This window comes from Stenotrophomonas sp. 22DLJC03 (genome assembly GCF_056861405.1).
Genome location: NZ_JBSPUG010000003.1, coordinates 361,350 through 382,355, shown reverse-complemented (window position 1 = coordinate 382,355; position 21,006 = coordinate 361,350). Strand labels below are relative to the sequence as shown.

At 66.4% G+C, this 21,006-nt stretch carries 16 protein-coding genes; 5 read left to right on the top strand and 11 right to left on the bottom strand.

The annotated features are described in order from the left end of the window. The first annotated feature begins 161 nt into the window (after positions 1–161). Positions 162–1,169, top strand: a complete 1,008-nt coding sequence (locus tag AC13GA_RS12420; RefSeq protein WP_482998248.1) for a LacI family DNA-binding transcriptional regulator — start codon at positions 162–164, stop codon at positions 1,167–1,169. Between the two features lie 17 nt (positions 1,170–1,186). On the opposite strand, the gene AC13GA_RS12415 is transcribed toward AC13GA_RS12420, so the two are convergent. After that, positions 1,187–2,383, bottom strand: coding sequence for a sugar MFS transporter (locus AC13GA_RS12415; RefSeq protein WP_482998454.1), 1,197 nt, complete (start codon positions 2,381–2,383; stop codon positions 1,187–1,189). 490 nt (positions 2,384–2,873) lie between these two features. On the opposite strand from AC13GA_RS12415, the gene AC13GA_RS12410 reads away from it, so the two are divergent. The 3 genes from AC13GA_RS12410 (at position 2,874) to AC13GA_RS12400 (ending at position 8,678) form a co-directional block, all read left to right on the top strand. Then, positions 2,874–5,864 carry a TonB-dependent receptor gene (locus AC13GA_RS12410; protein WP_482998247.1) on the top strand — a complete coding sequence of 997 codons (2,991 nt, stop codon included), beginning with the start codon at positions 2,874–2,876 and terminating at the stop codon, positions 5,862–5,864. Between the two features lie 114 nt (positions 5,865–5,978). Continuing rightward, the gene (locus AC13GA_RS12405) at positions 5,979–6,989 is read left to right on the top strand and encodes a cupin-like domain-containing protein (protein ID WP_482998246.1); all 1,011 of its coding nucleotides are present in this window, start codon (positions 5,979–5,981) and stop codon (positions 6,987–6,989) included. A gap of 114 nt (positions 6,990–7,103) precedes the next feature. Further along, positions 7,104–8,678, top strand: coding sequence for a sensor domain-containing diguanylate cyclase (locus AC13GA_RS12400; protein WP_046986063.1), 1,575 nt, complete (start codon positions 7,104–7,106; stop codon positions 8,676–8,678). Positions 8,679–8,772: 94 nt separating this feature from the next. Here the strand turns inward: AC13GA_RS12400 and aceK are convergent, their stop codons facing one another. The 10 genes from aceK to AC13GA_RS12350 all read right to left on the bottom strand — a co-directional run bounded on the left by aceK (position 8,773) and on the right by AC13GA_RS12350 (position 19,540). Beyond that, positions 8,773–10,503, bottom strand: coding sequence for a bifunctional isocitrate dehydrogenase kinase/phosphatase (gene aceK / locus AC13GA_RS12395; RefSeq protein WP_482998245.1), 1,731 nt, complete (start codon positions 10,501–10,503; stop codon positions 8,773–8,775). 147 nt (positions 10,504–10,650) lie between these two features. After that, the gene (locus AC13GA_RS12390) at positions 10,651–11,010 is read right to left on the bottom strand and encodes a hypothetical protein (RefSeq protein WP_012512293.1); all 360 of its coding nucleotides are present in this window, start codon (positions 11,008–11,010) and stop codon (positions 10,651–10,653) included. Positions 11,011–11,063: 53 nt separating this feature from the next. Continuing rightward, a complete protein-coding gene (locus AC13GA_RS12385; RefSeq protein ID WP_046986066.1) occupies positions 11,064–11,480 on the bottom strand; it encodes a roadblock/LC7 domain-containing protein in 417 nt (138 codons plus the stop codon). Beyond that, on the bottom strand, positions 11,473–12,021 hold the full coding sequence (locus AC13GA_RS12380; protein WP_253078619.1) for a GTP-binding protein: 549 nt from the start codon (positions 12,019–12,021) through the stop codon (positions 11,473–11,475). The genes AC13GA_RS12385 and AC13GA_RS12380 overlap by 8 nt, the downstream gene beginning before the upstream one ends. Then, a complete protein-coding gene (locus tag AC13GA_RS12375; RefSeq protein WP_482998244.1) occupies positions 12,014–12,982 on the bottom strand; it encodes a hypothetical protein in 969 nt (322 codons plus the stop codon). Before AC13GA_RS12375 ends, AC13GA_RS12380 begins: the two co-directional genes overlap by 8 nt. Positions 12,983–13,340: 358 nt before the next feature. Next, positions 13,341–15,563, bottom strand: coding sequence for an NADP-dependent isocitrate dehydrogenase (locus AC13GA_RS12370; RefSeq protein ID WP_046986069.1), 2,223 nt, complete (start codon positions 15,561–15,563; stop codon positions 13,341–13,343). 307 nt (positions 15,564–15,870) lie between these two features. Next, on the bottom strand, positions 15,871–16,380 hold the full coding sequence (locus AC13GA_RS12365) for a hypothetical protein (protein ID WP_482998243.1): 510 nt from the start codon (positions 16,378–16,380) through the stop codon (positions 15,871–15,873). Positions 16,381–16,424: 44 nt separating this feature from the next. Then, the gene (locus AC13GA_RS12360) at positions 16,425–16,718 is read right to left on the bottom strand and encodes a LysM peptidoglycan-binding domain-containing protein (RefSeq protein WP_005419771.1); all 294 of its coding nucleotides are present in this window, start codon (positions 16,716–16,718) and stop codon (positions 16,425–16,427) included. A gap of 233 nt (positions 16,719–16,951) precedes the next feature. After that, on the bottom strand, positions 16,952–17,770 hold the full coding sequence (gene queF / locus AC13GA_RS12355) for an NADPH-dependent 7-cyano-7-deazaguanine reductase QueF (protein ID WP_136639424.1): 819 nt from the start codon (positions 17,768–17,770) through the stop codon (positions 16,952–16,954). A gap of 450 nt (positions 17,771–18,220) precedes the next feature. Next, positions 18,221–19,540, bottom strand: a complete 1,320-nt coding sequence (locus AC13GA_RS12350; protein ID WP_136639174.1) for a M20 family metallopeptidase — start codon at positions 19,538–19,540, stop codon at positions 18,221–18,223. A 186-nt stretch (positions 19,541–19,726) separates the two neighbouring features. Between AC13GA_RS12350 and AC13GA_RS12345 the strand changes: the two genes are divergently transcribed. Further along, on the top strand, positions 19,727–20,971 hold the full coding sequence (locus AC13GA_RS12345; RefSeq protein ID WP_136639173.1) for an efflux RND transporter periplasmic adaptor subunit: 1,245 nt from the start codon (positions 19,727–19,729) through the stop codon (positions 20,969–20,971). The last annotated feature ends 35 nt before the right edge of the window (positions 20,972–21,006 follow it).

Genomic DNA, 21,006 nt, shown 5'->3' with positions numbered 1-21,006 from the left:
GCGCTACAGTGGTGCCCGTGTGTTGCATCGCGACAAGGAATCGGGACGTGCCAGCGCACCTCCTGTCGTGGCAACATCCGCCTGCTTCGGCAACACCGACCGGGCCACCACGCTCTACCATCGCCGCGTGCCCGCCGCCTTCCAGGAGGATCCATCGCACCATGCGCAGTCGAATCGAGGATGTCGCCGCCGTTGCCGGGGTTTCGATCAAGACCGTGTCCCGCGTGCTCAACCACGAGCCGAACGTGCGCGAGCAGACCCGCGAACGGGTGCTGTCGGCCGTGGCACGGCTGGGCTACAAGCCCAACCCGTCGGCACGCAGCCTGGCCGGCCAGCGCTCGTATGCGCTGGCGCTGGTCTACAACAATCCCTCGCGCAACTACCTGATGGAAATCCAGAGCGGCATGCTGGAAGCCTGCCATGCGCAGCACTACAACCTGATCCTGGGCCCGGTCGGCACCGGCCGCCGCACCCTGCCCGACCTGGCCGCGCTGTTCGAGAATTCGCGCCCCGACGGCGTCGTGCTGATCCCGCCGCTGACCGATGACGAGGTGGTGCTGTCCTATCTGGAGGAGCATGAAATTCCCTTCGCCTGCATCGCGCCGCGCCACCCGGAAGGCCGCATCGGCGTACGCATGGATGAGACCACAGCGGTGATCGAACTGATTGGCCACCTGGTCGCGCAGGGCCATCGGCGCATCGGCCACATCAAGGGCCCACGCGCACATGGGGCCTGCCAGTGGCGCCACGCCGGCTACCGCCAGGCGCTGCGCGAGGCCGGCATCGCTTACGACCCGGAGCTGGTGGTCAAAGGCCAGTTTTCGTTCGAATCGGGCGTGGACGCCGCCAATGCCCTGCTTGACCTGGTCGACCCGCCAACGGCGATCTTCGCGGCCAACGATGACATGGCCGCGGCGGTGTACCGCGTGGCTGGCGAGCGTGGCCTGCGCGTACCACGCGATCTGTCGGTGTGCGGCTTCGACGATACGCCGATCGCCGGGCACATCTACCCGGCGCTGACCACGGTGCGCCAGCCGACCGCTTACATGGGCCGGCTGGCAACCGAGCAGTTGATCGAGCACATCCGTGCCGAGGCCGCTGGTCGCATGATCACGGTTGAACATGCGGTGCTGGATCGCGAATCGACTGCCGCGCCACGCCGGCGCTGACAACGGCAACACGTGGCTCACGGCGCCGGTAGCCGTGAGCCGTTCCATGCATAGAAGGCGATGTAGACGTAGCACAGCATCGGCAGCAGGAAAGACACCTGCAGGCCGTAGCTGTCGGCCAGCCAGCCCATCGCCAGCGGAATGACCGCGCCACCAACGATGGCCATCACCAGCAAGCTGGAGGCCTTTCCTGTGAGTGCGCCGAGGCGCGCGATGGCCAGGGCGAAAATGGTCGGGAACATGATGGAGTTGAACAGACCGATGCTGACCACGGCCCACTTGGCCATACCGCCACTGGCGGTGACCGTGATGCCCAGCAAGACCATCACCATCAGTGCGAACAGGCCAAGCAACTGGCGTGCGTCCAAGCGTGCCAGTAGTGCGGCACCCACCAGGCGGCCGGCCAGCGCACCGCCCCAATACAGCGAGACATAGCCGGTGGCCTCCTGTTCGGACAGGCCCTGGCCGATGCCCGGCGAGGACAGGAAGTTAACCAGCACGCTGCCGACGGATACCTCGGCACCGACGTAACAGAAGATGGCCAGCACCCCCAGGCGCACGTGGCGATGGCGCAGCACATCCCACACGCGGCCTTCGCCGCTGATGCGCCCCTCCACGCCCGCAATGGTGGGCAGGCGGAACATCCAGATCGCTGCAGCCAGCAGGAACAGCGCCACCGCCAGGCCGAAGTACGGCAGCTGCACCGACTGTGCTTCGGCCGCACGATAGGCCAGTGCTTCGGCCTGCGGCAGCAGGGCCAGCTCATCCTCGCTGCGTGGCTGCGCCGAGAGGATCAGCAGGCCGCCGAACAGTGGCGCCAGCGTCGTGCCCAGCGCGTTCATCGCCTGCGCCAGGGTCAGCCGGCTGGAGCTGGTGCGCTCGTCACCGAGCAGCGCAACGTATGGATTGGCGGCCACCTGGAGCACGGTGATGCCGGTGGCCAGCACGAACAGCGCCGCCAGGAACAGGCTGTACACGTGTGCGGCCGCCGCCGGCCAGAACATCAGCGCACCCACGCAGGCGATCGCGAGGCCGGCGACGATGCCGCGCTTGTAGCCGACCGCCGCCACCAGCCGGCCGGCCGGCAGTGACATCAGGAAATACGCGCCAAAGAAGGTGAACTGGATCAGCATCGCCTGCACCCAGGTCAGTGCGAAGGCGGCCTTCAGGTGCGGAATGAGGATGTCGTTGAGGCAGGTGAGGAAGCCCCACATGAAGAAGATCGCGGTCACCACAGCCAGCGCGCGGGTATTGCCCTGCACGTGCTGTCCGCTGACGGTCGTTGCTGTGTCCAAAGCCTGTCCTCCCGGTCAGTGATTAAAGCCATCCATCGGTCATGTGCGACATGCGACGCCGCTCCGGGTTGTCCAGCGCTGTCAGCTCGCTGCACCCCGTACTGGCAAGGTTCCGCACCGCCATCCGCGCAGTTTCGTTCTGCACCGCACAACGCTTTTCCGCAATCGGATTGGCAGCGCTGTCATACCTTGAAAACCGCTGCAGATGCCTTCCTTTAAGGCAATTCATCGGTGCGAGCGGGCCCATGGCAACGGTTACATCACGGCCGGCACGACCGCTGGTCAGGCGCACTTGATGGCAGTTTGTTGACAACGCTGTCAACCGTCGCTCCAATCCGGCCACGTGCAGTAACCGCGATCACGACAGCGCCGCACCGACACAACCGAATTCCCTGGGGAGGGAGCTTCCATGAAGACGTACACGGCAGTACCTCGCAAGACGATGCTCACTTCCGCGCTGCTTGCAGCACTGGCCGCTCCGGCCTGGGCACAGGACGCGCCCGCCGCCGCCCCTGCCGATCCAGCCACGCTCGATACCGTGCAGGTCACCGGTATCCGCGGCAGCCTGCAGTCGTCGATGAACCTCAAGCGCGACAGCCAGGGCGTGGTCGATGGCATCGTCGCCGAGGACATCGGCAAGTTCCCGGACACCAACCTGGCCGAGTCGCTGCAGCGCATCAGTGGCGTGTCGATCGACCGCACCTCCAGCGGCGAAGGCTCCAAGGTGACCGTGCGCGGCATCGGCCCGGACTACAACCTGGTGTTGTTGAATGGCCGACAGATGCCTGCATCCAACCTTGGCAACGGCGGTGGCGGCCTCAACGGCTCGCGCTCGTTCGACTTCGCCAACCTCGCATCCGAATCGGTTTCGGCGGTTGAGGTGTACAAGACCAGCCGCGCCGACAATCCGGCTGGCGGCATCGGCGCCACCATCAATATCAAGACGATGCGCCCGCTGGAATCGGAGCCGGTGATCAGCCTGGGCCTGAAGGCGGTCAATGATTCATCCAACGACAACCTGCCGCGCACGCTGCAGGGCTCGAACATCACCGGCGAGCTGTCGGGCATCTTCAGCCAGCGCTACGCCGATGACCGCTTCGGCGTGACCCTCAGTGCCAGCCATCAGGAGCGCGATTCGGGCTTCAACCAGGCCACGGTGGCCGAGGGCTGGGCGACCCTGTACGGCAACAACACCACGGACTGGCGTGCGCTGCCGCAGCCTGGCCAGGGCTACGCCGATCGCATCACCAACCGGCCCGGGCCGGACGATGTGTACGCACGCCCGCAGAACACCGCCTACAACGTCAATGGCGTGCAGCGCCAGCGCACCAACGCGCAGGCTACGTTCCAGTGGAAGCCGGCCGACAATGTGACGACCACGCTGGACTACACCTATGTCGAGAACAAGGTGCAGCAGCAGCGTAGCGAACTGTCGGTATGGTTCAACTACGGCCCCGGCGACAGTACCTGGACCAGCGGCCCGGTGGCCGCGCCGATCATCTACAGCGAGGACATGACCAACTCCGATGTGTCGATGGGTGGCGCCAAGCTGGCCACCAAGACCGGCATGCATTCGCTGGGCTTCAACGTGGACTGGGAAGTGAACGATGCGCTGGACCTGTCGTTCGATGCACACAACTCCACCGCCGAATCGAAGCCGGACAGCCCGTATGGTTCTGCCGGCGTGCTGGGCGTGGCCGCCTTCGTGCGCGGCAAGACCACGGTCGACTACAGCGGCGACCTGCCGATCATCAACATCGCCCTGCCGCCCGGTGGCGTGCAGGCATCCGATGCGCTGGTGACCGGGTCGGTATTCCAGAACAGCTACAACAAGTCCAAGGTGCAGCAGTACCAGGGCCGCGGCACCTTCCGCTTCGCAGACTATTCGGCCCTGGACTTCGGCATCGGCCACGCCCAGGTGGAGAACCGCTCGGCCTCGGCGATCATGCAGCGCAATACCTGGGGTGGCCTGGGAACGCCGTCCGACTACGCCGATGACATCTGGTATGCGGACAACATGGCCAAGTACTTCAAGGCATTCTCCGGCCACAGCGATCCGCGCCTGACCGGCCAGTTCCTGGTCTTCGACTTCGACCGCCTGATCGATCGCGCCGCGCAGGTCGGCACCACATCCGATCCGGCATGCCCCAGTTGCTACTACGCGCCCAGCGAGTATTCAGAGGACATCCGCACCACCGAGAAGACCCGCAGTGCCTACCTGCAGTACCGCACCAGCTTTGACTGGTCGATGCCGCTGCACGTAGCCGCCGGCGTGCGCTATGAGCGCACCGAAGTGGAATCGAACGCGATGGTTCGCGTGCCCACCGGTATCAGCTGGGGCTCGGCCAACGAGCTGAACATCGTCTACGCGGCCGACAGCAGCTTCATCGGTGGCCGTGGCAAGTACGACTACGTGTTGCCCAACGTCGACCTGAAGCTGGACCTCAGCGAATCGCTGGCACTGCGCGGCAGCTACAGCCGCACGCTGGGCCGTCCCAGCTGGACCCAGATCCAGAGCGGCCAGTCGCTGGCCGACATCGTGCGCACCCAGGGCGGTACCGCCAGTCGTGGCAACCCGGGCCTGGAACCGCTGATCTCGGACAACTTCGACCTGTCGCTGGAGTGGTACTACGGCGAGGCCAGCTATGCCTCGGTTGGATTCTTCCGCAAGAACATCAAGAACTTCATCAGCGACACGATCGTGCGCGAGAACACCGGGACGCTGCACACTCCGGTGGGCGGTGCGTACTGGAACGAGGCACTGGCCTCCGGCTGCGGCACCACCGACATGCCCTGCATCCGCGACTATATCTTCACCAACCATGCCGGCGATCCCGGCGTGACCTACACCGGCACCAATTCGGCGGGTCAGAAGACCGGCACCATCACCGGCCTGCCGGGAGATCCGATCGCCGGCTTCGACGTCACCGTGCCCGCCAACCAGCACTCGGACCATCTCGATGGCTGGGAAGTGGCGGTACAGCACCTGTTCGGCCAGTCCGGTTTCGGCGTAGCGGCCAACTACACCAAGGTGAAGTCGGGGCTGACCTTCAACAACCTGAGCCTGGGTGACCAGTACCCGATGATCGGCCTGAGCGACTCGGCCAACGTTGTCGCCTTCTATGACAAGAATGCCTGGCAGATCCGCGCGGCATACAACTGGCGCGACAAGTTCCTCAACGGCATCGGCGGCCAGGGGCCCAATCCCAACTACACTGCCGCCTATGGCCAGCTCGATCTGAACATCAGCTACGCGGTAAGTGACCAGCTGACACTGAGCCTGGAGGCGATCAACCTCACCGACGAGACCATGCGCACGTACTCGCGCCATACCAACATGCTGCGCTACGCCACCCAGACCGGCCCACGCTACATGTTCGGCGTGCGCTACAAGTTCTGACCTGTTGCAGGGCCGTGGAGCCGGGCGCCGGCTCGGCCCTGCCGGGCCGGGGCCGTGCATCCCGACGGAGCCGAGCGTACGCTCGGCTCTACACACCGCTCCGGATTTGCGCGCATGCTGGCCCAACCCCGCCCCATCGATGAAGTGCATGACCTGGGCCCGGCGCAGCTGCACGAGCAGCTGCCCACCTGGACCACACCCAAGGTGATCCGTGGGCTGGTGGCACACTGGCCACTGGTGGCCGCCGCGCGCCGGTCCGCCGCCGAGGCGGTGGCCCACCTTGCCCTGTTCGATCACGGGCAGATGCCGGTGACCGCCACCACGGCCGCGCCGGGAGCGGGTGGGCGGCTGTTCTACAACGAGGACATGAGCGGCTTCAACTTCCGCCGCGAGCAGGTGCCGCTGAAAGTGGTGCTGGCCACGCTGCTGAAGTACGCCCACGAACCGTCTCCACCGTCGATCTACGTGGCATCGACCACCCTGGACAGCTTCCTGCCTGGCCTGGCCGAGGCCAATCCGCTGCAGCTGGGCGTGGCTGACCCGCTGACCAGCATCTGGATAGGCAACCGCTCGCGCATCGCCGCCCACCAGGATGTGCCGGACAACCTGGCCTGCGTGGCCGCAGGACGTCGCCGGGTCACCCTGTTCGCTCCCGACCAGGTGCGCAATCTCTACATCGGCCCTCTGGATCTCACCCCGGCAGGCCAGGCCATCAGCCTGGTTGACTTCCACGCACCGGATTTCGAGCGCTTCCCACGCTTCGGCCAGGCACAGGCACAGGTGGCGGAACTGGAGCCAGGCGACGCCGTCTTCATTCCTTCACTCTGGTGGCACCACATGGAAGGGCTGGATGCCTTCAACGTGCTGATCAACAGCTGGTGGCGCCCGGTGCCGTCATGGATGGACTCACCAATGAACGCACTGATGCTGGCGATCCTGGCGTTGCGCGATCTGCCCGAAGCGCAGCGCGCGCAGTGGCGTGTGATGTTCGATCACTATGTGTTCGACGCCAATATGTCGACCAGCGCACATATTCCTACGCAGGCACGCGGCGTACTTGGGCCACTGAGCGAAGAGCGTGCCGGGCAGATCAGGAACATCCTGCGCCAACGCCTGCAACGGTGAGCCCTGCGCGGGGCGCGCACTTCACCCGCGGCGGCCCCGTTTGTGGCGATAATGCAGCCCCGCCTCCGCCGGCACCTGCCCGCGCTGAGCGCCCTCCGCCTCCGTTTGCCCCGCATGCGCCTGATTTCGCCCCGCCTCAACCTGGGCAAGCTGATCCTTGCCCTGGCCCTGCTCAGTGCCATCATTGCCTTGGCCAACACCCTGCTGGCCAGCTACCGGGTGCAGCGCGACCAGCTGGTCGGCAACACCCTGGAAGCGAACCGTGTCTATGCCACCAAGCTGGCCGAGACCACCCAGAACTTCCTGCTGGCCGCACAGCAGGAGCTGGCCTACGCCGCCACCCGGCTCGGCCAGAGCGACCTCGATCGGGTACAGGCGCAGGACGAAGCCAGCCGCCTGCAGCTGCAGACCAACAGCTTCAACTCATCGCTGGTGGTGGATGCCGACGGCCTGGTGATCGCCACCTCTCCACAGACCCTGCAGCTGCAGGGTGAAATCCTGCACAGCGTCGGCAACAACGCCGCATTGGCGGCGCGCCAGCCGATGATCAGCGACCCGTACCAGTCGGCCACCGGCAAGCTGCTGGTCTCGCTGTCGCACCCGATCTTCGACCGCCAGGGCCACTATCGCGGTTATGTCAGTGGCACCCTGTACCTGCGCCAGCGCAGCGCGCTGCATACGCTGCTGGGCAAGCACTACTACCGCGATGGTTCCTACCTGTACGTGGTCGACCGCCACGGCCGCCTGCTGTACCACGCCGATGGCAAGCGGGTGGGTGACTATGTGGTCGGCAACCCGGCGGTGAAGGCGGTGATTCGCGGCGAACGCGGTGCACAGCAGGTGCGCAACAACCGCGGGGTGTCGATGCTGGCCGGCTATGCACCGGTGCCGGCCACCGGCTGGGGCATCATCGCCCAGCGCCCCACCGAATCCACCCTGCAGCCGCTGTCGCGGTTGATGACCGCAGTGATCTGGAACGCGATCCCGCTGGGCCTGCTGTCGCTGCTGATCACCTGGTGGTTTGCGCGCCGCATCTCGCTGCCGCTATGGCAGTTGGCGCGCAACGTGCAGGGCGGTGAAGACACCGGCAATGCGATCAACCACGTCAGCGGCATTCGTGCCTGGTATTTCGAGGTCGCCCAGCTCAAGCAGGCGGTACTGCACAGCTTCAACGCGCTGCAGGACCGGATCGGCACGCTCAACCGCGCCAGCCGCACCGATCCACTGACCGGCCTGCTCAACCGCCGCGGCCTCCAGCAGGCGTTGGATGCGCTGCAGGTGCAGCGCATCCCGTTCGCGATCCTGGCGCTGGACATCGATCGTTTCAAATCGATCAACGACAGCCACGGCCATGACGTCGGCGACGCCGCCATCGTCCACATCGCCGACCAGATGCGCCGCTACTCGCGCGACAGCGACATCCTCTGCCGCGCCGGTGGCGAAGAGTTCCTGCTGTTGCTGCCGGGCATCGGCACCGAATCGGCGCGGCAGGCCGGCGAGCGCCTGCGCCAGCATATTGCCGATCATCCGTTCGAGCCGGTCGGCACCATCACCGTGTCGCTGGGCGTGGCGCATTTCCCGAGCTTCCATGTCGACGCCGAGCAGGCGCTGCGGCTGGCCGACAAGGCGCTGTACCTGGCCAAGGAACAGGGCCGCAACCGGGTGGTGGTGTACCCGTACGCGGACTGAAAAAATCGCCGGATGCTCAGTGCCTTGGCTGCGCCCTACCGTGCCTTCCCAAGTCACGCAACAGCCTGTCGTGCCTGAAAACCTGATTGCCGGGTCACGCCAGCCGGTGGGCGCCCGCATAGGGCGGCGTATCCGGATAGTCACCGTGGGCGAAGCGTTCCTGCAGGCCCTGCCACCAGCCCGGGTCGAACAGGTGCCGGTAGTGCTCGCGCACCGCTGCCAGCTCTCCTCCCGGCAGGCCCATGAACGGGCCGAAACGCTCGGGAAACACATCGCGCGGCCCCACATGGAACCAGGGCTCGTCGGCCATGGCCTCCTCCGGCGTGCGCGGCTGCGGCCAGGCACGGAACACGCAGTCACTGACCAGGCAGAGCTCGTCGTAGTCGTAGAACACCGCACGGCCATGCCGCGAGACGCCGAAGTTCTTCGGCAGCATGTCGCCGGGGAAGATGTTGTTGCGCGCCATGTCGGTGATTGCCTGCGCGTAGTCGAGCACCGCCGCGCGCACCGCCTCCGCGCCCTGCTCACGCAGGTAGAGGTTCAACGGTCGGAAGCGGCGCTGCACGTAGCACAGGTTGATCTCGACCTCGTCGCCATCCAGTCGCACGCTCTGCGCGCACTGTTGCAGCAGTTCCTCCAGCAATGCCGGAGCGAAGCGGTCACGTGGGAACCGCAGGTGGCGATACGGCTGCGCATCAAGCAGGCGGCCGACACGATCCAGGTTGAACACCAGCGCATATTTTTCTTCCACCTGCTGCCGCGACATTGCCTTGGGCCAGGAGAAACGGTCACGGATCAGCTTGAACACCAGCGGATAGCTGGGCAGAGTGAATACCGCCATGACCATGCCCGGCGTGCCTTCGGCATGCACCAGCCGTTCCTGCGGATGCTCGTTGAAGTGGCGGAAGAAGGTTCGGTAGCGCTCGGTCTTGCCCTGCTTGGCCCGACCCAGCACGGTGTAGATCTCGTCGATCGGCTTGCCCGGCAGCAGGCTGCGCAGGAACACCACGGCATCACCCACCGTGGCCAGATCGGCTTGGAAATAGCTGCGCGAAACGCCGAACAGGTGGGCGACATCGCGGCGCCGGGTCAGTACCGCATCGGCACGCAGGCCACGCTCGTCATTGACCAGCGCGATCACGCACGGCGAGAAGCGATGCTCGCCGAACACCCGGCCGACCAGATAGGCACGGCGCTCGCGGTAGAACACGGTATCCAGCAGCTCGATGCTGCGCACCGGCGTGTCGCCCCAATGCGCGAGATCGTCCTGCAGACGTACGGCAATCGCCGCCGCACAGCGCAGCTGGTGGGCATAGGGAATATCGAAGCGGTAATCGGCCAGCACCCGCTGCAGCGCCTCCACCGGTCGCGTCGGCGAGACCGCATAGGTATGCCGGGCAACCGGATGGGTGATCGCATCGGACGGTTCGACATCAAAAGCAATGAACTCCAGCGCCGGATCCACGCCACGAGTGGCGAACAGCCGCCGCGACAACGTGTTGTAGAAGGTCTTGTACAGCTCGGCGTCGATCAGCCCCTGCAGCAGCGCGCTGTACTCCGCGTGCACCTGCAGCCACAGCACGCGCTCGCCGATCACCTCTCCGGCCAGGCGACGCAGCGCGTCCATCTGTTCGGCGATGCACAGGTCGTACAGCGCAATGCGCTCGACCGCATCCTGGCGGGCACCAGCCCAGTCGCGCTGCTCGAAGCGCAGGCGGGCGCGAACGGTGATCGCCGCGAAACGGGCATGGTAATCCTCGAAACCATCGCGGATGGCGCCGGCGATGCGCGGCGCCAGTATGGTTGCGATGACAGGCTCGGACATGCACGACGTACCCGTGGAGGACCGTCTCCACCATACGCTGGCGTGTGCGATGCCGTCGAGCGCGAAGGTAGTGCCGGCCGCTGGCCGGCAGCACCTGGATCGTCGATGGATCGATGCAGATGCCGGCCAGCGGCCGGCACTACCGGCTCAGATCGCCAGTTCGGCCTCCACGTCCTGCACCTTGCGCCGGGCCAGTGCCAGGTTGGACTTGGTACGATCCAGCACGATGTAGAAGAACAGGCCCTGCTTCTTCGCCACCGGGCGCATGATGTGGTACGCCTTGCCCAGCGAGATCAGAATGTCCTCGATGCTGTCGTTTAGGTTCAGCGATGCGGCGGTCTTCATCTTGGCGCGGATCACTTCGGTGTTGCCGGCGGCGGCCACTTCCATGTCCATGCCGGCACCGGCCTCGCCCAGCAGCATGCCGCTCTCGTAGTCGACCAACGCTACTGCCTGCGCGCCGTCGATGCCCATCAGTGCGTTCAACGATTCATTCAATCCAGCCACGTCGCACCCCTTGTCGATGTTGGTTCGAGCCCCTCGTTCCCCTGCGGCCGGGCTCACGATCCGCCGAGTTCGGCCAGGATCGCCTGGCCACATTCCCTGCTCTGCCACAGCACCTGGCCGATCACGCTGCGCTGGTCGCAGGCCGCCATCAGCAGCAACGGCGCGCGCCCCTCGGCATGGATGGCCAGCATCAGTACCTTGCCGCCCGCCGCTTCCAGCATCAGCGTCTGCAGATCACCCAGCACCAGTTCGCGCCCGACCGCCGCGGCCAGCGCCAGCATCGCGCTGGTCATCGCCGCCAGCCGTTCGCCGCGCCCCTCGGCCCCGGCGCTGACCAGGGCGAAGCCATCGACACTGGCCAGCACGACCGTGCGCACGCCTTCCACGCGCTGCTGCAGGTCCTGCAGCAGAGGCTGCAGGCGCTCACGCTGGCCGGCATCGGGCAGTACCGCCATCTGCCCGTCAGCCATGCGCAGCCACCAGTGCGTGCGCTTCCATTTCGCTCATCAATACATCCATCAGCAGCAGTCCCTGTTCGCGGTCACGGGCATCCACCGCCAGCAGCGGCAGCGGCTGGTCATCGAGGTAGGCACGGGCGGCCCAGTCATCCAGCGCGGCGTGTGGCGCCTGGTCCAGGTGGGTGACCGCCACCGCCAGTGCCAAGGATGATGCGAACGGGCGCAGCACCTGAAGATAGTCTTCCAGCTCGCTGGCCAGGCCGGCGCGACGCGCATCCAGCAGCAGCACCGCGCCACGTGCGCCCTGCAACAGGATCGGCCACAGGAAATCGAAACGCTGCTGGCCGGGTGTTCCGTACAGGCGCAGGCGCTCACCGTTGGGCAGGTGGATATCGGCGTAGTCCAGCGCTACGGTGGTCGACGCCTTGTCCGCACCCGCACGGTCACTGTTGGCAACGTCAGTGTCGATCACCGCGCCGGCGGCGATGCTGCGCACCAGGGTCGACTTGCCGCTGCCCATCCCGCCCAGCACCACCACCTTGTGCTCACGCATTGCGCTCGCTCCCGCGCAGGTGCCGCCACAAGCGGGCGAGCAGGCCGTTGTCGGTACCGGCGCCGTGCCTCGACGACGCTATCGGTGCGCCCGACGCCACCTGCAACTGTGCATAGCCGCACAGGTAGGCGGCATGGATGAAATCGCGCACCGCTGCGGCCGGCAGCTCGAGCAGCATCGCGCACTCGTCCACCGTGCAGCCCCGCTTGAGCAACAGCGAGCACAGGCGGAAGCCATCGTGGTCGTGCCCCAGCACGCGGAAGTCCGGCCAGCGCAGCAGTTTCACCGACGCGCTGCGCAGGCGTTCATCCAGCGCCTGCCAATGGCGGCTGCGCTGCGCCCATTGCCACAACAGCGGCCGCAGCGGTTGGCGCGGCCGCTCACCGGCCAGCGCCTGCAGGCGCGCCGGCGTCAACGCATCCAGCTGCAGGCGTTCGAAGGCATCGGCCAGGCGTTCCACAAGGGCGGCCGCTGGCTCCTGCAGCAGCACCGCCTGGTCGTGCTCCAGATCCATCAACAGCAACGGCTCGCCCGCATCACTCAGCAGTGCCTGGCCCTGCCGCAGCGGCAGCCGCTCGCGCAGCAGACGGGTGATGGCATGCGCACCATCAGCCAGGCGGATCGGTGCGAGTGCGTGCATGGCCAGGGGCTCCACTGCCAACTGCATGCCGCGCAATGCACGGCCGATGGCACTGTCATCAAGTACGTCCTGGTGGCCATCACCGTCACGCAGCTGGCCCCCCAGGTCCTCGATCCAGCACTGCAGTCGCGGACGCTGCTGACGCATGCGCAGGGCCGCGTTGCGCAGCGCCGGCGTATCGCGGATGACCAGCAGATCGCAATCATCCAGGTCCTGGCTGCGGCGGATCTGGTCGTCCGGCAGGGCCGATGCCACGCGCAGCCGCTGCAGCAGGGCCTGCTCGCCCTGGATGTCGGTTCCCACCACCAGCACGCGTGCCATCCGTGTTCCCCGTGCGGCCACCTCCCCGGTGGCCTCGCGTCGCCAAGGCTAGGCCATCGCCAGCGGCAGCCGTCGTGATCGACTGCTCAGATCGAGGGCGGTTGCAGATTCACTCTTATCGGTTCTGCGACGGCCATCGCGGGCAAGTTTCATGCCCCTTTGACGGCATTCCGACAGCCGACGGATGTCGCGCTTTTCGGCTGGGGTCAGAGCCCTCTGCGGTGCAGAGGGATCCGACCCCGGGCAGGAAGGGGTCAGAGCCCTTTTGCCATGCAGAAGGGCTCTGACCCCCGCGGCCTGCAAAAAAGAAACCCGCGCCGAAGCGCGGGTTCCGGTATCACGACCGAGCGGCGATGGATCAGCCGCGCAGCTGCTCCAGCGCGGCGTTGAAGGTCGCGCTCGGGCGCATCGCCTTGCTGGCCTTGGCCACGTCCGGACGGTAGTAGCCGCCGATGTCCACGGCCTTGCCCTGCACGGCGATCAGCTCTTCGACGATCTTCTGCTCGTTGTCGGTCAGCGCCTTGGCCAGCGGTGCGAAGCGGGCCTGCAGTGCAGCGTCTTCGGTCTGCGCGGCCAGGGCCTGCGCCCAGTACAGCGCGATGTAGAAGTGGCTGCCGCGGTTGTCGATGCCACCCAGCTTGCGCGACGGCGACTTGTCGTTGTCCAGGAACTGGCCATTGGCTTCGTCCAGCGCCTTGGCCAGCACGCGGGCAGCGGCGTTGTCGTAGCGGTTGCCGAGGTGTTCCAGCGACGCGGCCAGGGCCAGGAACTCACCCAGCGAATCCCAGCGCAGGTAGTCCTCTTCAACGAACTGCTGCACGTGCTTCGGGGCCGAACCACCGGCGCCGGTCTCGAACAGGCCGCCACCGGCCATCAGCGGCACGATCGACAGCATCTTGGCGCTGGTACCCAGCTCCATGATCGGGAACAGGTCGGTCAGGTAGTCGCGCAGCACGTTGCCGGTCACCGAGATGGTGTCCTCACCCTTGCGGATGCGGTCCAGCGAGAACGCGGTGGCTTCCACCGGCGGCAGGATGCGGATGTCCAGGCCGGCGGTGTCGTGGTTCTTCAGGTACTGCTCGACCTTGGCGATGACCTGCGCGTCGTGGGCGCGGGCAGCATCCAGCCAGAACACGGCCGGGGTGCTGCTCAGGCGGGCGCGTTCGACGGCCAGCTTGACCCAATCCTGGATCGGCGCGTCCTTGGTCTGGCACATGCGCCAGATGTCACCGGCTTCCACGGCGTGCTCGAACACCACGGTGCCGGCATCATCGGTAACCTTGACCACGCCGTCGGCGGCGATCTGGAAGGTCTTGTCGTGCGAGCCGTATTCCTCGGCCTTCTGCGCCATCAGGCCCACGTTCGGCACCGAACCCATGGTGGCCGGGTCGAAGGCACCGTGCGCCTTGCAGTCGTCGATGACGGCCTGGTACACGCCGGCGTAGCAGCGGTCCGGAATGACGGCCTTGGTGTCCTGCAGCTTGCCTTCGGCGTTCCACATCTTGCCGGAGTCGCGGATCATCGCCGGCATCGAGGCGTCGACGATCACGTCGCTCGGCACGTGCAGGTTGGTGATGCCCTTGTCCGAGTTGACCATGGCCACGCCCGGACGCTGCGCGTACTCGGCAGCCAGATCGGCTTCGATCGCAGCGCGGGTGGCTTCAGGCAGCGACGGGAGGCGCGCGGCCAGGTCACCGATGCCGTTGTTGGCATCGAACCCGGCCTGCTTGAGCACGTCGGCATGCTTGGCCAGCACGTCCTTGTAGAACTCGTTGACTGCCACGCCGAACATGATCGGGTCGGAAACCTTCATCATGGTCGCCTTCAGGTGCAGTGAGAACAGCACGCCCTGGGCCTTGGCATCGGCGATCTGCTCACTGATGAACGCGGCCAGCGCCTTGCGGCTCATCACCGCGGCATCGACGATCTCGCCCGCTTTCACCGCGGTCTTTTCCTTCAGCACGACGGTGCTGCCGTCCTTGCCGTGGAAGGTGATCTTCAGCGCACCGGCGTTGGCCAGGGTGGCCGACTTCTCGCTGCCGTAGAAATCACCGGCGGCCATGTGCGCGACGTGCGACTTCGAATCCGAGGCCCAGGCGCCCATGCGGTGCGGGTGCTTGCGTGCGTAGTTCTTCACCGACAGCGGTGCGCGGCGGTCGGAGTTGCCTTCGCGCAGCACCGGGTTCACCGCGCTGCCCTTGACCTTGTCATAGCGCGCCTTGTAGTCGCGCTGCTGGTCGTCGGCCGGAGCTTCAGGGTAATCCGGCAGCGGGTAGCCCTGGTCCTGCAGTTCCTTGATGGCCGCCTTCAGCTGCGGCACCGAGGCGGAGATGTTCGGCAGCTTGATGATGTTGGCGTCCGGGGTGGTCGCCAGCTGGCCCAGCTCGGCCAGGTCGTCGTTGACCTTCTGCGCATCGCTCAGCAGTTCCGGGAACAGCGACAGGATGCGGCCGGACAGCGAGATGTCACGGGTTTCCACCGCGATGCCGGCAGTGGAGGTATAGGCGTCGACGATCGGCAGCAACGACTGGGTGGCCAGGAACGGTGCTTCGTCGGTCAGCGTGTAGAGGATCTTGGACATGGGGGACTTGGACTCTGTAGCAGTGCTCAGGGGAAGGCCGGCGCCAGCGCCGGGCCACGTGCAACCGTGTCACTTCCCCCGCCGCCGTCAGGGTGGGCGCGCGGCGGGGAAACCCCTGCATTGTCGCGTTTTCAGCCGCGCGGGGCAAAGCCGCGCCATACGCGGCGGTACTGCAACGCAGTGATTCGTTCGGCCGGGCTTGTGCGGCGGTGATGCGTGGATGAGACCCCGCCATCGCACCATAAAAAAAGACGCAGCCTCGCGGCTGCGTCCATCGTGAGCCCTGCCGGGAGAGAGTCGGCAGGACTTACTTGACCTCGAACTCCTGCGGCGTTCCGGCCGCCTTGCCATCGACGGTGACCTCGGCGCGGTACTTGCCGGCCGGCCAGCCCTTTGCATTCTTGAAGGTGACGTTGGTGGTTTCCGCACCGCTGGTGTTCAGGGTTGCGTTCTGTTCGCCGGCCACCTGGCCGTCCTGGTAGGTCAGCTTCGCGCCAACGGTGACGTTGTTGGCAGCGCCATCGGTCTTGACCGAGACGACGATGTCATCCTTCGGAGCAAACAGCGCCGCCGTTGCAACCGACTTGTCGGCGGCAGCGGTCTTGCCCACGGTGACCGCCGAGACGCTGACAGCAGCGGCTTCTGCCATCGGCGGCGGCGCGCCGGTCATCGGCGCCGGTGCCGTCTCGGCCGGAGCGGTTGCGGCGGGCGCGGCGTTGTTGTCGGTCGACTCTTCTTTCTTCTTGCAACCTACCAGGGCAACGCTGCCCAGCAGGGCGGCGATCAGGGCGGTCTGGAGCGGGGTGGTCTTGATCATTCGGGGTTCCTCCCAGGGATTGTCGGACGGCGTTCGATCGCCGTTTACTTCGGCGGCAGTTTCAGGGTCTGGCCCGGGAAGATCTTGTCCGGGTCGTCAAGCACATCGCGATTGGCTTCGAAGATCTTCTTCCAGGCATTGGCGTCGCCCAGATGCTGCTTGGCGATCTTCGACAACGAGTCACCCTTCTGCACGGTGTAGGTGCCGCCGCTGACGACGTCTGCGGTGCTGTCCACCGAAGCGCTGACGCCAGAGAAGTCTGCCTTCGGCACCTGCTCGGCGGTACTGTCGACGCTGCCACTGACGCCGGAGAAATCGGCTTTCTTCTCGGTACTCATCCACAACTCCCGTTTGCATGACTACGTGGTTCGCACGTTGCCATGACGGTTGTTAAATGGGGATGGTGCAGATGTGAAGCCGCCCCCCGGGGCGGCTGAACAATCGGGGCGGAAGGCACCCGCCGGGCTCGCCGTTGAACCGGTAGTGCCGGCCGCTGGCCGGCTTGGCCTGCACGCGGGTTCCACGCGGTTGCCGGCCAGCGGCCGGCGCTACCCGTAACCGCCTGAGGCGGCTACTGGCGCAGTTCGCGGTAGGTCGCAGCCGGCGCGGCGATGCCAGGGCTGGCGCGCCAGGGGTTGATGTCCAGGCCACCACGGCGCGTGTAGCGGGCTTCCACCTCCAGCCACTGCGGCTGGCAACGCGCGGACACCTCACTGAAGATCCGCTCAACGCACTGCTCGTGGAACTCGGCGTGTTCGCGGTAGCTGATCAGATAACGCAGCAGGCCCGCGCGATCGATCTTCGGCCCACGGTAACGCAGGCTGACGGTGGCCCAGTCCGGCTGGCCTGTCACCGGGCAGTTCGACTTGAGCAGTGCCGAGACCAGGGTCTCCTCCACCACCTCGCCCGCGTCGGCCACGAGGAAGTCCGCCTGCGGCGGGCCGTAGCAGTCGATTTCCACGTCCAGCCCATCGATGGACTCGCCCAGCGGCGCCTCGCGCAGTTCCGGCAGGCCGAACCGCACCTGCACCGGCGCACCGGCGCAGGCCGACAGATCGGTCACCAGGCGTTCGCGCAGTGCCTCGGCGCTGTCGATACGGGTGCTGTTGAGGGAGTTGAGGTACAGCTTGAACGACTTCGATTCGACCAGCCGCGGCGAGGTGCACGGCACCTGCACGGTGGCGACGGCGACCTGCGGCTTGCCACGCGGGTCGAGCCAGCTCAGCTCGAAGGCATGCCAGCGGTCGTGGCCGACGAATGGCAGCGCGGCGTCATCGAGGCCGATCTCGGCGCGGGCGCCGCTGCGGGGGATGGGAAACAGCAGGCCGGGATCGTACTGCGACGGGTAACTGACCTCGCGACCGAGGCTGGAATCCTGGGGGGTGTTCATGGCGCTTATTGTATCGCGCGCAGAGCGGACCTTCGGCCGGGTCGGCCAACGGCGGAGCCCCTCCGTGGTGGGTGGGTTGGTCGCGGGAAGCCCCGACTCCCGGCCCCCAGACACATTTCTGCCGCCGATCCACCACGGGAAAGATCAGAAAAATCAAAATCAAAAGCCGATGCTTCAGACGTTCATGACGTCCGCCGTGTCGACCAAGGTCGACACCTACCAAAGCAGGAGGTCGCTCCAACAGCCGCGGGAAGCTGTCGAAGGCGGGGTGGGTCCTGTGGCAGGGGCGTGAGCGCCATGGATGGCGCGACCGAGGCTACAGGGACGTACTTGCGCCGTCCCCTGCCACCGGACCCACCCCGCCATCCCACGGAATGCCAGCCTTTGCTGTTGCTCCGGCTGTTGCCGTTGCCTCTGCGGGTGCAGGGCTGCAAGCCCTGCCGGTAATCCTCACCCCGCCGGGGTGCCGGCACCGTGCAGGTAATCCAGGCTCACCTGCAGCAGCGCGCGCAGTCCCACATCCAGCGCCTTCTCATCCAGCAGGAACTTCGGCGAATGATTCGCCGGTGCCGTCGCCGGATCGATGCCCACGCTGGTCGAACCGACGAAGAAGAACATGCCCGGCACTTCCTTCGCATACAGCGAGAAATCCTCCGCGCCCATCTGCAGCGGCGGCTCGTACACATTGTCCTTGCCCACCACCGCCTGCAGGCTCGGCAGCATCTTCGCGGTCAGTGCCGGGTCGTTCACCGTGGCCGGGTTGCCTTCCGACTCGTAGATGTCGGTCACCGCCTTTGCACCGTGCGCGGCGGCGGTGTGCTCGGCCACGTTGCGCAGGTCGGCGAAGATCTGCTGGCGCATGCCTTCGTCGAAGGTGCGGATGGTGCCCACCATCTCCACTTCATCCGGAATGATGTTGTAGCGGATGCCACCATTGATCGCGCCGAAGGTCAGCACCGCCGGCTGCTTGGACAGGTTGGCGCGGCGGCTGACGATGGTCTGCGCGGTGCCGACCAGGTCGGCGGTGGCCACGATCGGATCAACACCATTCCACGGCGCCGAGCCATGCGTCTGCCGACCGATCACCTTGATTCCGAAACGATCCGAGGCAGCCATCAACGGACCACCACGCACGGCGATCTGCCCAGCCTGCACGCTGGAGAACACGTGCAGGCCGAACACCGCTTCCGGCTTGAAGTCGGCGAACAGGCCTTCCTTCAGCATCAGTGCGGCACCGCCCTCCTCCGGCGGCGGAGCGCCCTCTTCGGCCGGCTGGAAGATCAGCATCACCTGGCCCGGCAGATCCTTCTTCATCGACACCAGTGCTTCGGCCACGCCCAGCAGGGTGGCGGTGTGCGCGTCATGACCACAGGCATGCATCACGCCCACGGTCTGCCCGCGATACTGGTCGGTGGCCTTGGAGGCGAACGGCAGGCCGGTCTGTTCGGTCACCGGCAGCGCGTCCATGTCCGCGCGCAGGGCGATCTTCGGCCCGGGCTTGCCGCCTTCGATGATCGCCACCACGCCGTGGTGGGCGATGCCGGTCTTCGGCTTCAGGCCCATCGCACGCAGGCGCTTGGCGACCTCGGCCGAGGTGCGTACCTCCCGGTTGGACAGCTCCGGATGCTGGTGGAAGTCGCGCCGCCACTCCACCACCTTGGCCTGCAGTCGCTGGGCGGCGGCGGTCACTTCCGGGCGCTGCGCGTCCTGGGCATGGGCGAGGGCCGGCAAGGCCAGCAGCAGGGCGGACAGCAGCAACGAACGGCGCATCACGATCTCCACGGCAGGGGGTTCCAGCTGAATGTAGGGCAACGCCGCCGCCACGGGAACCTCCGCGGCCGGATCCGGTCTTAGCGCCCGTCCCATCCGTCATGCAGGAAACGTGATGTGGCACAGGTATGCTTTGCGCAATGCCAACCGGGGCCGTGCCCCGTCCAGCCCTCTTGGAGTCCTTGAATGTCACGTGTTTGGAAGATCGTGCTGCTGGTCGTGGCGGTACTGGTGCTGGCTGTGGTCGGCCTGCGCGTACTCGGCGGGGGCAAGGACAAGGCTGGTGGCCCGGCGGCAGCTGCGCGCCAGGGTGGCGAGGATCCGGATGCCGGCCCGGTGCCGGTGACTGTGGTGGATGCGGCACGCCAGGACGTGCCGGTCTATGCCAGTGCCCTGGGCACGGTGACCGCGATGAACACCGTCACCGTCAGCCCGCAGGTTGGCGGCCAGCTGATGAGCCTGAACTTCCGCGAAGGCCAGGAAGTGAAGAAGGGCGATGTGCTTGCGGTGATCGACCCGCGCACCGCCCAGGCCAGTTATGACCAAGCGGTGGCTTCCAAGCGCCAGAACGAAGCGCTGCTGGCCACTGCGCGTTCCAACTACCAGCGCTCGAACGCGCCGGAGTATCGCCAGTTCGTCGCCAAGACCGATCTGGATACACAACGAAACCAAGTGGCACAGTATGAAAGCGCGGTGGCGGCCAACGAGGCCAGCATGCGCTCGGCGCAGGTGCAGCTGCAGTACACCAAGGTCACCGCGCCGATCACCGGTATCGCCGGCATCCGTGCGGTCGACGCCGGCAACGTGGTCAGCGCCGGCACCGCGCTGGTCACGCTGACCCAGATCCATCCGATCCACGTGCTGTTCAACCTGCCCGAGCGCCAGCTCGGCGATGTGCGCCAGGCGCAGGCCGCCGGTGCGGTACCTGTCGCGGCACTGGACCGCGCCGATTCGCATGTGCTGTCCGGCGACGGCAAGCTCGACGTGGTCGACAACCTGATCAGTGCCGACAGCGGCACGTTCAAGGCGCGCGCGATCTTCGACAACACCGACAACGGCCTGTGGCCGGGCCAGTTCGTCAACGTACGCATGCAGCTGCGCACGATTGCCGGTGGCGTGGTCATTCCGACCCAGGCGGTGCTGCGTGGCCCGGACGGCGAGTACGTCTATGTGGTGCAGGGCGACAACTCGGTGAAGATGCAGGCCGTGCGCAGCGGCGTGGAAGTGGGTGACAGCCAGGTGCAGATCGCCGAAGGCCTGAAGGGCGGCGAGCGGGTGGTCAGTGAAGGCCAGTTCCGCTTGAAGCCGGGCAGCAAGGTCACCGCGCTGAAGCCGGGCGAAACCCCGGCGGTGCCGACCGAAGCCGAGCTGAAGGCGGCCGAGCAGAAGAACGCTGGCGGCGGTGGCCGTCGTGGCGGCGGCCCGCGCTGAGCGCAGGCTACCGACCTCCCTCGCGCCGGCAAGCC

Bases quoted from the DNA above. Each gene is read 5' to 3' on its own strand.
- AC13GA_RS12370 (WP_046986069.1), bottom strand. From the start codon at position 15,563: ATGTCCAAGATCCTCTACACGCTGACCGACGAAGCACCGTTCCTGGCC.
- AC13GA_RS12345 (WP_136639173.1), top strand. From the start codon at position 19,727: ATGTCACGTGTTTGGAAGATCGTGCTGCTGGTCGTGGCGGTACTGGTG.
- AC13GA_RS12360 (WP_005419771.1), bottom strand. From the start codon at position 16,718: ATGAGTACCGAGAAGAAAGCCGATTTCTCCGGCGTCAGTGGCAGCGTC.
- AC13GA_RS12405 (WP_482998246.1), top strand. From the start codon at position 5,979: ATGCTGGCCCAACCCCGCCCCATCGATGAAGTGCATGACCTGGGCCCG.
- AC13GA_RS12380 (WP_253078619.1), bottom strand. From the start codon at position 12,021: ATGCGTGAGCACAAGGTGGTGGTGCTGGGCGGGATGGGCAGCGGCAAG.
- AC13GA_RS12400 (WP_046986063.1), top strand. From the start codon at position 7,104: ATGCGCCTGATTTCGCCCCGCCTCAACCTGGGCAAGCTGATCCTTGCC.
- aceK (WP_482998245.1), bottom strand. From the start codon at position 10,503: ATGTCCGAGCCTGTCATCGCAACCATACTGGCGCCGCGCATCGCCGGC.
- AC13GA_RS12375 (WP_482998244.1), bottom strand. From the start codon at position 12,982: ATGGCACGCGTGCTGGTGGTGGGAACCGACATCCAGGGCGAGCAGGCC.
- AC13GA_RS12415 (WP_482998454.1), bottom strand. From the start codon at position 2,383: ATGTGGGGCTTCCTCACCTGCCTCAACGACATCCTCATTCCGCACCTG.
- queF (WP_136639424.1), bottom strand. From the start codon at position 17,770: ATGAACACCCCCCAGGATTCCAGCCTCGGTCGCGAGGTCAGTTACCCG.
- AC13GA_RS12410 (WP_482998247.1), top strand. From the start codon at position 2,874: ATGAAGACGTACACGGCAGTACCTCGCAAGACGATGCTCACTTCCGCG.
- AC13GA_RS12350 (WP_136639174.1), bottom strand. From the start codon at position 19,540: ATGCGCCGTTCGTTGCTGCTGTCCGCCCTGCTGCTGGCCTTGCCGGCC.
- AC13GA_RS12420 (WP_482998248.1), top strand. From the start codon at position 162: ATGCGCAGTCGAATCGAGGATGTCGCCGCCGTTGCCGGGGTTTCGATC.
- AC13GA_RS12365 (WP_482998243.1), bottom strand. From the start codon at position 16,380: ATGATCAAGACCACCCCGCTCCAGACCGCCCTGATCGCCGCCCTGCTG.
- AC13GA_RS12385 (WP_046986066.1), bottom strand. From the start codon at position 11,480: ATGGCTGACGGGCAGATGGCGGTACTGCCCGATGCCGGCCAGCGTGAG.